10 protein-coding genes and 1 pseudogene are annotated in these 12,576 nt (G+C 61.4%); 8 read left to right on the top strand and 3 right to left on the bottom strand.

What is annotated here, in order from left to right:
* The first annotated feature begins 21 nt into the window (after positions 1 to 21).
* A complete protein-coding gene (gene lpdA / locus PO860_RS18985; protein ID WP_183608643.1) occupies positions 22 to 1,428 on the top strand; it encodes a dihydrolipoyl dehydrogenase in 1,407 nt (468 codons plus the stop codon).
* Positions 1,429 to 1,530: 102 nt separating this feature from the next.
* A pseudogene (locus PO860_RS18980) lies at positions 1,531 to 2,026 on the top strand (cytochrome b).
* Positions 2,027 to 2,623: 597 nt separating this feature from the next.
* Here PO860_RS18980 and PO860_RS18975 read toward each other — a convergent pair.
* Both PO860_RS18975 and PO860_RS18970 read right to left on the bottom strand, forming a co-directional pair.
* Complete coding sequence (locus PO860_RS18975; RefSeq protein ID WP_273884488.1) at positions 2,624 to 3,700, bottom strand: TraB/GumN family protein; 1,077 nt, start codon at positions 3,698 to 3,700, stop codon at positions 2,624 to 2,626.
* A gap of 198 nt (positions 3,701 to 3,898) precedes the next feature.
* Entirely contained in the window at positions 3,899 to 4,834 is a 936-nt protein-coding gene (locus PO860_RS18970; RefSeq protein ID WP_273884489.1) for a tyrosine recombinase XerC, read from the bottom strand.
* 140 nt (positions 4,835 to 4,974) lie between these two features.
* Here PO860_RS18970 and PO860_RS18965 point away from each other — a divergent pair, with 140 nt between their 5' ends.
* Both PO860_RS18965 and PO860_RS18960 read left to right on the top strand, forming a co-directional pair.
* Positions 4,975 to 5,925, top strand: a complete 951-nt coding sequence (locus PO860_RS18965; protein WP_273881431.1) for a GNAT family N-acetyltransferase — start codon at positions 4,975 to 4,977, stop codon at positions 5,923 to 5,925.
* Positions 5,926 to 5,940: 15 nt separating this feature from the next.
* Positions 5,941 to 6,405 carry a GNAT family N-acetyltransferase gene (locus PO860_RS18960; protein WP_183608648.1) on the top strand — a complete coding sequence of 155 codons (465 nt, stop codon included), beginning with the start codon at positions 5,941 to 5,943 and terminating at the stop codon, positions 6,403 to 6,405.
* Here PO860_RS18960 and PO860_RS18955 read toward each other — a convergent pair.
* Positions 6,386 to 7,318: a dihydrodipicolinate synthase family protein gene (locus tag PO860_RS18955; RefSeq protein WP_183608649.1), complete on the bottom strand. Its 933-nt coding sequence runs from the start codon at positions 7,316 to 7,318 to the stop codon at positions 6,386 to 6,388. The two genes, PO860_RS18960 and PO860_RS18955, sit on opposite strands and share 20 nt — an antisense overlap.
* 211 nt (positions 7,319 to 7,529) lie before the next feature.
* Between PO860_RS18955 and PO860_RS18950 the strand changes: the two genes are divergently transcribed.
* The 4 genes from PO860_RS18950 to atpA all read left to right on the top strand — a co-directional run bounded on the left by PO860_RS18950 (position 7,530) and on the right by atpA (position 12,565).
* The gene (locus tag PO860_RS18950) at positions 7,530 to 9,746 is read left to right on the top strand and encodes a primosomal protein N' (protein ID WP_273884490.1); all 2,217 of its coding nucleotides are present in this window, start codon (positions 7,530 to 7,532) and stop codon (positions 9,744 to 9,746) included.
* 78 nt (positions 9,747 to 9,824) lie between these two features.
* A complete protein-coding gene (locus tag PO860_RS18945) occupies positions 9,825 to 10,214 on the top strand; it encodes an AGROH133_08824 family phage infection protein (protein ID WP_272783623.1) in 390 nt (129 codons plus the stop codon).
* Between the two features lie 255 nt (positions 10,215 to 10,469).
* On the top strand, positions 10,470 to 11,036 hold the full coding sequence (locus tag PO860_RS18940; RefSeq protein ID WP_003589849.1) for a F0F1 ATP synthase subunit delta: 567 nt from the start codon (positions 10,470 to 10,472) through the stop codon (positions 11,034 to 11,036).
* Positions 11,036 to 12,565, top strand: coding sequence for a F0F1 ATP synthase subunit alpha (atpA, locus tag PO860_RS18935; protein WP_183608652.1), 1,530 nt, complete (start codon positions 11,036 to 11,038; stop codon positions 12,563 to 12,565). The genes PO860_RS18940 and atpA overlap by 1 nt, the downstream gene beginning before the upstream one ends.
* The last annotated feature ends 11 nt before the right edge of the window (positions 12,566 to 12,576 follow it).

The following is a 12,576-nucleotide window of genomic DNA, read 5'->3' as shown; positions in this document are numbered from 1 at the left end:
AAATCCAAAGGGAAAGAAGCAATGTCCTACGATGTGATCATTATCGGAACCGGCCCGGGCGGCTATGTCTGCGCCGTCAAGGCTGCCCAACTCGGCCTTAAGGTGGCCGTCATCGAAAAGCGGGCGACCTATGGCGGCACCTGCCTGAATGTCGGCTGCATTCCGTCGAAGGCGCTGCTGCATGCCTCCGAAATGTTCCATCAGGCCGGCCACGGCATGAGCGCGCTCGGGATCGACGTCCCGGCGCCGACGCTTAACCTCGGCAATATGATGGCGCATAAGGATGCGACGGTGAAGGCGAATGTCGACGGCGTCGCCTTCCTCTTCAAGAAGAACAAGATCGATGCCATCAAGGGCACCGGCAAGATCGTCTCGGCCGGCAAGGTTTCCGTCACCGCCGAAGACGGCACGGTCCAGGAGATCGAAGGCAAGAGCATCGTCATCGCCACCGGCTCCGACGTCGCCGGCATTCCCGGCGTCCAGGTCGAGATCGATGAAAAGACCATCATCTCGTCCACCGGCGGCATCGCGCTGGAGAAAGTGCCGGAAACGCTGATCGTCGTCGGCGGCGGCGTCATCGGCCTCGAGCTCGGCTCGGTCTGGTCGCGCCTCGGCGCCAAGGTCACTGTCGTCGAATATCTCGACACCATCCTCGGCGGCATGGACGGCGAAGTATCCAAGCAGTTCCAGCGCATGCTCGCCAAGCAGGGCATCGATTTCAATCTCAGCGCCAAGGTGACCGGCGTCGAAAAGGGCGACAAGGGCGCCAAGGTCACGTTCGAGCCGGTCAAGGGCGGCGACAAGGTGACGCTCGACGCCGAAGTCGTGCTGATCGCCACCGGCCGCAAACCCTATACAGCGGGTCTCGGTCTGGAAGAGGCCGGCGTGGCGCTCGACAATCGCGGCCGCGTCGAGATCGACGGTCACTTCAAGACTAATGTCGACGGCATCTATGCGATCGGTGACGTGGTCAAGGGTCCGATGCTGGCGCACAAGGCGGAAGACGAGGGCGTGGCGCTTGCCGAAATCCTCGCCGGTCAGCACGGCCATGTGAACTACGAGGTCATTCCGAGCGTCGTTTACACCCAGCCGGAAATCGCTTCGGTCGGCAAGACCGAGGAAGAGCTGAAGGCGGCAGGCGTCGCCTACAAGGTCGGCAAGTTCCCGTTCACCGCGAACGGCCGAGCCCGCGCGATGTTGGCGACCGACGGCTTCGTCAAGATCCTTGCCGACAAGGAAACCGACCGGGTGCTCGGCGGCCACATCGTCGGCTTCGGCGCCGGCGAGATGATTCACGAGATCGCCGTACTGATGGAGTTCGGCGGTTCGTCGGAAGATCTCGGCCGTACCTGCCACGCGCATCCCACAATGTCGGAAGCGGTGAAAGAGGCCGCGCTCGCGACCTTCTTCAAGCCGATCCATATGTAATCTTACATATTCGTAACAAAGCATACAGCCGCTTGCCGGAAGGCAGGCGGCTGTTTTAGTTGTTGCGTATCGTAGAATTCAGCATCCGCGAAGGTCCAGAAAATGCAGCAGCCGTCCATCATAAGTTACAGCCTGAGCCAGCGTTTTCTTCACTGGGCGGTGGCGCTGCTGATCTTCTTCAACCTGCTGTTTCCCGACGGTATGAATATCTGGCGTCGGCTGATGCGCAGAGGCCAGGTACCGACGCCAGAGCAGATTTCGTCGGCGAATATCCATGCCTATGTCGGCATCGCCATCCTGCTGCTTGCCGTCCTCAGGCTCGGGCTTTACCAAGGGCGTTCCAGACGAGGTCGCACAGGAGCCGGCGATCTTCCGTCTTGCAGCGAGGCTTGCCCATGCCGGCCTCTACATCCTGATCTTCGCGATGCCGCTTTCCGGCATCGCCGCCTACTATTTCGGTATCGATCCCGCCGGTTCGTTCCACGCGGATATCCTGAAGATCATTCTCTGGGCGCTGATCGCGGCGCATGTCGCCGGCGCCCTTGTTCATCAGTTCTATTGGAAAAGCAATGTGCTGCGCCGCATGACGCTCGGGTGATCGCCGGCGGGCTGGGTTCACTTGCTGCAACTGATCGATCAGGCGGCAATAATCGGGAGTTCGACTTGGCTATCGTTGGTTCACAACGCTTCCCGTTCCATGGAAAAGACGCCTTCCCACCGTCACCCCAGTTTCCTTGGAATGCCGAGAAATCCGATGTGAAGATTATAACCAGATTCCCGTGGCCATACCTGTCTTGCCAGACGAGTTTGCGAGTCAAATCATTCCCGTCATCGTCGTCGTTCGGCTCGAACAGGGAGCCCGTGACGGCTTGCCCTTTATCGAAGAACACGTAGCTTCCCGTTATCTTGCTGTCTGTGACACTTGAAACGAAGGTCGTCTCCGCCTCTGTCATGACGCCGCCCGACAGGAGCTGTCCGCAATACGTCCCCGCCGGCAAGCGATGGTCCTCAGTGGCGGTGGCGATGCATGAGATACTGCAAGCGGCCAGAATTGCGACCATTCGCAAATGGCTGATAATTTTCAATTTGTGCTTCCGCGGTGACGATAAAGAGCCGGCCTGATTAATGGTTTCCATCTCCGGCGAAAGCAATTGGTTTTCGGAATCAAAGTTCACTTCAAAGGTGCTGTCAGTCTTTAGTTTACCGCGGTAACGGTAAAGCCCTGCTGGCGCAGCAGTTCGATGACGCCGTCCTTGCCTGGCAGGTGCAGGGCGCCGACGGCCATGAAGACATTGCCGCCGTCGAGAATGGGGGCGGCGCGCTCGGCCATGACCTTGTTGCGGTCGAGGATGACGCGCTGTTCGAAGGCGGCGTAGTCGTTGCTTTCGTCCTTATTCTCCGGCGTCACGGTCTTCAGCATCGGCATGGTCATGCCGATGTCGCCGGAGAGATAGAGGTCGGTCATCGTCTCCACCACATCGCTCATCTTGTCGCCGAGCTCCAGCGTCTCGATCAGCGATTTCAGATGGAATTCGATCGGCAGGTCGGCCATGGCCTGGATCTGTTCGGCGAGCGTTTCCAGCCCCTTGACCTGTTTGCCCTGAGCAGCGGCGTCGGTGGCGATCTTCTGGTCGAGGAACTGCACGCCTTTTGCCTTGCGGGCGATTTCGCAGGCCGGCAGGGCGACGGCGCTCGAGATCATCCACGGCCGCATGCGGGAGACGGCACCGAGCGGGATGCCACGCTGCTTCAAGCCGGCTTCGAGGCGCTTGTAGTCCTCGGGAGAAAGCAGCTTGTCGATCGTCGTACCGTCGGTGAACATCGTCAATTCAGGCTTTGCGAGCAAGGCCGCGGTCGCTTTGCGCTCATCGAGGATCTCGTCGGATTCGATGATGATCGTATTTGCCGCATCATGGGCGGCCTGGGCGCGCGGCGGCAGGGCCAGCACACGCGGATCGGTGACATGCATGCTGCCGAGCAGCCACGAGGGTGCAAGTCCGGGCTTTTCGATTTTCCAGAAGATGCCCTTGCCGTTCGGCGTTGCGTCGGCTTCCTTCACCGCCTCGGCATAGCGGGCGGGATCGTTCTGCTGCAGCTCGACTATCAGGTTGCGGCCGGTGCAGGCCGCGTCTTCGGCCGCCGCCGGCCTGGCGGCCAGGAAGGCGACAAACAGCGCGGCAAGAAGCAGCATGTGAAAGGCTGCAATCAGCCAGAGCAACAGATTGGCCGGCACTGCGAGGTAAGACGTCCGGCGGCCGATTGATGTCGTCATGATGGGTGTTCCGATCACATGCTCTATAGGCTTCATGCTCTACGCCCGGCTTGCGCATATTCCTTTAAGAGGATGCGTTAACGAAAGCTTAAAGCGCATCACATTCAATCCGGTGCATGCGATGCGCTTTAAGCTTTAGGTCTATAGTTTATGCATGTCGTTGTCCCAAAACCGCTGCGCACTTTTGGGCGACATGCATTAGGCGCGCGGATGCGCCCGATCATACACTTCGAGCAGCCGCGAGGCATCCACCCCGGTATAGACCTGCGTTGTCGAAAGGCTGGCATGGCCGAGCAGTTCCTGGATGGTGCGCAGATCGCCGCCGCCGGCAAGCAGGTGGGTGGCGAAGGAGTGGCGAAGCGCATGCGGCGTCGCCGTCTCCGGCAGGCCGAAGGCGCTGCGCAGCTTCTGCATGGCGCGCTGGATGATCGCCGCCTGCAGCTTGCCGCCGCGGGCGCCGCGAAACAGCGGCTCACTGCTTTCGAGATGATGGGGGCAGAGCGTGCGGTATTTCTCGACCGCGTCGAAAACCACCGAGAGCAGCGGCACCAGCCGCGTCTTGTTGCCCTTGCCGGTGATGCGCAGCGTTGTCGCGCCCTTCTGCAGGTCAGCGGGAACGAGAGCCAGCGCCTCGGAGATGCGCAGGCCGCAACCGTAAAGCAGGGTCATGACAGCCGCATCGCGGGCGGCGATCCAGGGTTCGTCATGGAGCTGGGCTTCGTCGCTGACGATGGTGATTGCTTGGGTGTCCGACAGCGGCTTGGGCAGCGATTTCGGCTGCTTCGGCGAACGGATCGCAGCAGCACCGGCGGCATTGACCAGGCCCTTTTTTTCGAGATGGCGCAGCAGCGAGCGAAGGCCGGCGAGATTGCGGCCGAGCGAGCGCGCGCCGGACCCCTGTTTGCGCCGCGCTGCGAGGAAGGCGCGGAAATCGGCGGGGCGCAATTCCCTGATATCGCCAAGTGTCGCCGGGCCGGCGAGATGGCCGGTCAGAAAGGTCAGGAACTGGCGGGTGTCGCGTTCATAGGCATCGAGTGTGTGCTCGGAAAGACGGCGCTCGCGGGCGAGATTTTCGAGCCACGCGGCCCGTTCCGCCATCAGGCCGGGATCGGCGATTACAAGCAGTTCATTCACGTCGCTGGCCTTGAATTTGCCTTCAAGTCCGCCAATTTGAAGCAGGAACGGTTATGAAATTGCTAATACCGGCCAAACCTTTGTCATCCCTGGATCATATTCTACTGCGATAGTTTTATACCCCATAGACAGGATCTTTCATGGCACGGCGCGATTCCATGACGGCTTTCGGACAGCTCGCGGAAGCGATCGCACTCGTTTCACAGGGAAAGCCTGGTCATATCGTCGACACGCTGATTGCCGAACGCGGGCAGAGGATTGTGAAAAATCCACTCTGGCCGCTCATGCGGCCGTTCCTCTACACGCTGCTGCGCTATAACAAGGCGCTCGAATTCGCCAATGCAGTTGCCAAAATGCCAGGTTTCCAGTCGTTCGAATATCTGAGCGACGTGCTGAAACTCGACATCGGCATCGTCAATGGCGAACGCATCCCCGATGTTGGCGGTTTCATCCTCGTCAGCAACCACCCGACCGGCATCGCCGACGGTGTCGCCGTGTTCGATCTCCTGAAAGCGCGCCGGCCGGATATGATGTTCTTTGCCAATCGCGATGCGATCCGCGTCAATCCGCGCTTTGCCGAGATGATCATTCCCGTCGAATGGCGGGAGGAATACAAGAGCAAGCTGAAGGCGCGAGAGACGCTGCAATTGACCAACCATGCGGTAAGGGAAGGCAAGGCGACGGTGCTCTTTCCCTCGGGCCGCATCGCCTACTGGGCGAACGGCCGGCTGAACGAGCGCCCATGGAAGAACTCGGCCGTCGGGCTGGCGCGCAAATACAATTTGCCGATCCTTCCCGTCCATATGACGGCGCGCAATTCCGGCCTGTTCTACTGGCTGGCGAAATGGTCGACGGAGCTTCGCGACATGACGGTCTTTCACGAGTTGCTGAACAAACGCGGCGACCGCTTCGATTTCGTGATCGGCAATCTCATTCCGGCCGAACATCTGGACGGCGACCTCAACGAGGTGACGAAGGCGCTGGAGAAACATACGGTGCACGACATGGCTGGGGATGGCGACGCGATCTTTATGCCGGTCAGCCAGCCGGCTGCGGCGGTGAGCCGCGAGCTCCCGGTTCCTGCAGCCTAGATTCCCGCCACGATCATGACAATCGATATCCATATGATCCGCGATCGATTGCCGCGGGAAATCGCAGATCTCGAAAGCGCGGCCCGGCAAGAGGGGTATCGCCATATCACCCGCCTTGTCGACGAATGGGCGGCTGGCGATATCAGGTTCGAGCGCGACGGTGAAAGATTGCTTAGCGCCTATGTTGGGGAGGCGCTCGCCGGCATCGGCGGCATGACCGTCCAAGGCGCCATGTCAGGGGCGTTGCGGATGCGGCGTTTCTACATCAGCCCTGCAATGCGCAGGCGCGGCATCGGCCGGATGCTGGCCCCGGCGCTGCTCGAGCATGCGCGGTCGTCCTGCAGCATCGTCACCGTTCATGCGGGAAACGATGGCGCGGCGAAATTCTGGGAGTCGCTCGGATTTCCGGCCAACGGACGGGACGGACACACACATCGTCTCGATCTGCACGGGTCGAGCCTCACGCCCCGATCTCCTTGAGGCGGATCGTCTGACGCGCCAACAACCGCTCGACATCGGCAATATCGAGCGCCGAGAGCCGGGCGCCCGGTTTGCGCAGGGTGGCGGATTTGATCACGCCGCGCTTGGCAAGCACATATTTGCGCGAGGCAAGGCCGATGCCCTGCTGCTGTTCGTAGCGGGCGAGCGGCAGATAGGCATCGAAGATCGCATGGGCACGATCGGGATTTCCGGCGGCATAGGCTTCGACAACGCCGACCATCATCTCAGGATAACAGAAGCCGGTCATGGCGCCGTCGGCGCCGCGGCCCATCTCTTCGGGCAGGAAAAGCCCGCCATTGCCGCAAAGGATGGAGATGCGCCGCATGCCGCCCTTGTCGCTAGCGGCGCGAAGTGCAGTGATCTTCGAAAGACCCGGCCAATCCTCGTGCTTGAGCATGACGCAATTCGGCACCTGGTTGACGATGCGCTCGATGACCTGGGGCGCGATCGTCACATTGGTGGTGAGCGGATAATCCTGCAGCACAAAGGGCGTATCGTTAAGGGCCTCGCCGACCGACTGGTAGAAGGCGAAGGCCTGGTCGTCAGTCTTGACGGTCCAGGGCGGCGCAACCATGACGCCGGCAGCTCCCACTCCCATGACCGCTTCGGCAAGTTCGCGCATCGGCGCAAGTCCCGGCGCCGAGACGCCGACGACGACGGGAAGACGGCCGCCCAGCCGCTTCAGCACCCGTTCGACCACGATCCGCGATTCCTCGGCGGTCAGCTTCGAGGCCTCGCCGAGCTGGCCAAGCACCGTTAGGCCGGTGACGCCGGCGCCCTCGTAGAAATCGACCATGCTGTCGATGCTTTCGAGATCGAGCGCGCCGTCATCGGTGAACGGGGTTACGGCGATCACATAGACGCCCTTGGCATCTTCGGTCAGTCTGGCCATTGGTGCTCTCCACTTCCGCGGCCGAAGAACAGCGCTTCGGCATTTCGAATAAGATTTTCCGGCAATCTATGCGGCCAATCGCTTGCCCGGCAACCTTTTCGTTCGGGATACGGGCGATCTCGGCAAAGGAGCGCAATCACATTCTCCGCCGGAGACGCCGCCTTGTCTTTGCGGTTCCAATTCCGTCGATTTGCGGGCATGGTCTCGCCCGATGAGCACAGATTCGTCCGATCTCTTTGGCGCGCTTTTCGAGGCACCGCCCGCGAACCGAACGGTTCCCGTGCTGGTGCCGATGCCGGCGCCCAAACCCTATTCCTATTCGGTGCCGGATGGCATGGCGGTCGAGCCCGGCTCGGTCGTGCAGGTGCCGCTCGGGCCCCGGCAGGTGATCGGCGTCGTCTGGGACGGCGGCGAGGACGGTGTCGATCCGAAGAAGCTTAGGCCGATCAGCCATGTCTTCGACTGCCCGCCGCTCTCCCGGGAAATGCGCGATTTCATCGACTGGGTGGCGACCTACACGCTCTCACCGCCCGGCCTCGTCGCTCGCATGGCGCTGAGGGCGCCGAACGCCTTCGAGCCGGAACCGATGGTGGAGGGATTGAAGCTCGTCGGCGGCGAACCGGATCGGATGACGCCGGCGCGCGCCCGGGTGCTCGACACGGCCTCCGACGGCCTTTCCTGGACACGCAGCGGCCTGGCGCACGCGGCAGGCGTCTCGACGAGCGTCGTCGACGGGCTGATCACGCTCGGCATCTTCGAGACGATATTCCTGCCACCGCCGCCTGTTGTGGCGATGCCTGATCCCGATTTTGCTGCCGCGCGCCTCGAAGGGCCGCAGAAGGCGGCGGCCGAAGAGATCGTTGCCGACGTCCGCAAGGGCGAATTTTCGGTGTCGCTGATCGACGGGGTGACCGGTTCCGGCAAGACCGAGGTTTATTTCGAGGCGATTGCCGAGACGCTGAAACGCGGCAAGCAGGTGCTGATCCTGCTGCCGGAAATTGCGCTGACGGCAAGTTTCATGGAGCGTTTCCAGGACCGCTTCGGGGCAAAACCGGCCGAATGGCATTCCGATCTGGCGCCGCGTATGCGCGAGAAGGTCTGGCGCCAGGCGGTGACCGGCGAGGTGCGCGTCGTGGCCGGTGCCCGCTCGGCGCTCTTCCTGCCCTTCGAGGATCTCGGGCTGATCATCGTCGACGAGGAGCACGATCCCGCTTACAAGCAGGAGGATCGCGTCTTTTACAATGCTCGCGACATGGCTGTGGTGCGCGGCCGCATCGGTGATTTTCCCGTCATTCTGGTATCGGCGACGCCGTCGGTCGAAAGCCAGGTCAACGGGCAGAGCGGACGCTACAGCACTGTCCACCTGCCGACGCGTTTCGGCGATGCGGCGATGCCGGACCTGCATCTGGTCGATATGCGCAGGCACGCGCCGGAGCGGGGCGGCTTCCTGTCGCCGGTGCTGATCCGGGCGATCGGCAAGACGGTGGAGAAGCGCGAACAGGCGCTGCTGTTTCTCAACCGGCGCGGTTATGCGCCGCTGACGCTCTGCCGGGTCTGCGGCCATCGGTTCCAGTGCCCGCAATGTTCGAGCTGGCTGGTGGAGCATCGTTTCCGCAAGCAGCTGCAATGCCATCAATGCGGCCATGCCGAGCGCACGCCGGAGGCCTGCCCGGAATGCGGCACGCTCGATCATCTCGTCGCCTGCGGGCCAGGCGTCGAGCGCATCGCCGAGGAGGTGGAACGGCATTTCCCGGAGGCGCGGACGATCGTTCTCTCCTCGGATATCATGGGCGGGGTGAAGCGGCTGCGGTTGGAGCTGGACGCGATCGCCAAGGGCGAGGCGGATATTGTCATCGGCACCCAGCTCGTCGCCAAGGGGCATAATTTTCCGCTGATGACGCTGGTCGGCATTGTCGATGCCGATCTCGGGCTTGCCAACGGCGATCCGCGCGCGGCCGAACGCACGTTCCAGCTTTTGTCGCAGGTGACCGGCCGGGCCGGCCGCACCGGCCTCAAGAGCCATGGGCTGCTGCAGACTTATCAGCCGCAGCATCCCGTGATGCAGGCGATCGTATCAGGCGATTCCGACGCCTTCTACGAGCGCGAAATCACCGAACGCGAACGCGCCGTGTTGCCGCCCTTCGGTAGGCTCGCCTCGATTATCGTTTCGGCCGAAACCCGCCATGACGCTGAAAACCATGCGCGCGGCATACGCAACGCCGCGCCGCAGGTGTCGGGCATCTCGGTGCTCGGCCCGGCCGAAGCGCCGCTCGCGCTGGTCCGCGGCCGCCACCGCTTCCGCCTCCTGGTGCACGGCCGGCGGAACTCTGATATGCAGGGGTTTCTACGGGCGATGCTGTCGCAATCGCCCAAGGAGCGCGGATCGGTGCAAGTGCAGCTGGATATCGATCCGCAGAGTTTTCTCTAAAACAGAATGCCGCCATTTCCTCCTTTTCCGGCGCATGCCATAAAACACCGAATCATTCGGGTGATTTGGGGCTGACGCATGGAGTTTTATTTTCCGACCGAGCTTGGCGAGCAGCTTGCCTTTTGCGCCGCCGCTTTCACGGCGCTCGCCGGCTTCATCATGATGTTCGCGCCGGGCCATACTTTCCGTCTTCTCGGTCTGCAGGCGCAGGAGGGACGGCCGGAAGGCTTCGGTGAGGGACGCTCGATGGGCGGTTTCTATCTCGGCTTCGGTCTGTCGGCGATCATGCTCGCCCAGGATTGGATCTACATGGCGCTCGGCGCCTCTTTCGCGATGGCGGCCTTTGCCCGTATCATCTCGATCCTGTCCGATAAGGGGAGTAATATCGTCAACTATTTACTCCTGGTTGTGCAAATCGCTTTGGCCGCGCTACCGCTGCTCTACGCTTTCGGTTTCATCCAGACGTGACTCTTGCTGCCGGCAGACGGCTTCTGTGGCCTGCTTTCAGGCCATTGCGCAATTTTGCGAACAGAAATTCATGTGAAAGGCGTATTCGGGCATTACGCGTGTTGCGAGTCCGAACATCCTATGTTAGACGGACCCCGAATTTCGGAAGAAGCAAGAGGCTTCTCTTGTGATTTCTGGGGGAAATCAAAACGAATTCAAGATCATAGGTTCGGCGCCCGCCGAGAGCCGGATTTTGGGTTGAAATCAGGGAAATTTGTGCCAGTGGCAGACACGTCCCAGCTTACATCTGGTGTTGCCGAGCGCTATGCCTCGTCGCTTTTCGATCTGGCGCTCGAGCAGGGCGCCGTCGACAGCGTAACCGCCGATCTTGACCGTTTCCAGGCGATGCTGGATGAGAGCGCCGATCTGAAGCGCTTCGTCGCAAGCCCGGTTTTCTCCGCTGAAGACCAGCTGAAGGCGATCGTCGCCATCAGCGAGAAGGCCGGCATCAGCGGCTTCTTTGCCAATTTCCTGAAGGTCGTGGCGCGCAACCGCCGCCTGTTCGCCCTGCCGGGCATGATCAAGGCCTTCCGCATCATCGCCGCGAACCATCGCGGTGAAATCTCCGCCGAGGTCACCTCGGCGCATGCGCTGTCGCAAGCGCAGGAAACCGAATTGAAGGTGGCACTCAAGAGCGTTACCGGCAAAGACGTGACGATTGCCGTCACGGTTGATCCGTCAATTCTTGGTGGTCTGATCGTGAAGGTCGGGTCCCGTCAGATTGATACGTCTCTTCGTACCAAACTCTCTACCCTTAAGCTCGCATTGAAAGAGGTTGGCTGATGGATATCCGCGCCGCGGAAATTTCCGCAATTCTCAAAGACCAGATCAAAAATTTCGGCAAAGAGGCAGAAGTCTCGGAAGTCGGCCAGGTTCTCTCCGTCGGTGACGGTATCGCTCGTGTCTACGGTCTGGACAATGTCCAGGCCGGTGAAATGGTCGAGTTCCCCGGCGGCATCCGCGGCATGGCTCTGAACCTTGAATCCGACAATGTCGGCGTCGTTATTTTCGGCTCCGACCGCGACATCAAGGAAGGCGACACCGTCAAGCGGACCGGCGCCATCGTCGACGTTCCGGTTGGTCCGGAACTGCTCGGCCGCGTCGTCGACGCGCTCGGCAATCCGATCGACGGCAAGGGCCCGATCAACGCGACGCGTCGTTCGCGCGTCGATATCAAGGCTCCGGGCATCATTCCGCGCAAGTCGGTTCATGAGCCGATGTCGACCGGCCTCAAGGCCATCGATGCGCTGATCCCGGTCGGTCGCGGCCAGCGCGAGCTCGTCATCGGCGACCGCCAGACCGGCAAGACCGCGATCCTGCTCGATGCCTTCCTCAACCAGAAGGCCATTCACGACAACGGTCCGGAAGGCGAAAAGCTCTACTGTGTCTACGTCGCCATCGGCCAGAAGCGCTCGACCGTCGCCCAGTTCGTCAAGGTGCTCGAAGAGCGCGGCGCGCTGAAGTATTCGATCATCGTTGCCGCCACCGCTTCCGATCCGGCTCCGATGCAGTATCTGGCACCGTTTGCCGGCTGCGCCATGGGCGAATATTTCCGTGACAACGGCATGCACGCGCTGATCGGTTACGACGACCTTTCCAAGCAGGCCGTTTCCTACCGTCAGATGTCGCTGCTGCTGCGCCGCCCGCCGGGCCGTGAAGCCTATCCGGGCGACGTTTTCTACCTGCACTCGCGTCTCCTCGAGCGCGCTGCGAAGATGAACGACGACCAGGGCGCCGGCTCGCTGACCGCTCTTCCGGTTATCGAAACGCAGGGCAACGACGTGTCGGCCTTTATTCCGACCAACGTCATCTCGATCACCGACGGCCAGATCTTCCTTGAAACCGACCTGTTCTATCAGGGCATCCGCCCGGCCGTGAACGTCGGTCTCTCGGTCTCCCGCGTCGGTTCCGCGGCACAGATCAAGGCGATGAAGCAGGTTGCCGGCTCGATCAAGGGCGAACTCGCCCAGTATCGCGAAATGGCCGCCTTCGCCCAGTTCGGTTCGGATCTTGACGCTGCTACGCAGCGCCTGCTGAACCGCGGCGCACGCCTGACCGAACTCCTGAAGCAGCCGCAGTTCTCGCCGCTGAAGACGGAAGAGCAGGTCGCTGTGATTTTTGCAGGCGTCAACGGCTATCTCGACAAGCTGCCGGTTGCTTCGGTCGGCAAGTTCGAGCAGGGCTTCCTCTCATATCTGCGTTCGGAAGGCTCTGCCATCCTCGACGCGATCCGCACGGAAAAGGCAATCAGCGACGATATCAAGGGCAAGCTCACCGCTGCTCTCGATAGCTTCGCAAAGTCTTTCTCGTAATCAGGCCCTAA

The sequence above is a fragment of the Rhizobium binxianense genome, from assembly GCF_028994275.1.
GTDB lineage: Bacteria > Pseudomonadota > Alphaproteobacteria > Rhizobiales > Rhizobiaceae > Rhizobium > Rhizobium binxianense.
The sequence above is the reverse complement of the archived record's forward strand: the minus strand, read 5'-3'. Positions and strand labels throughout refer to the sequence as shown.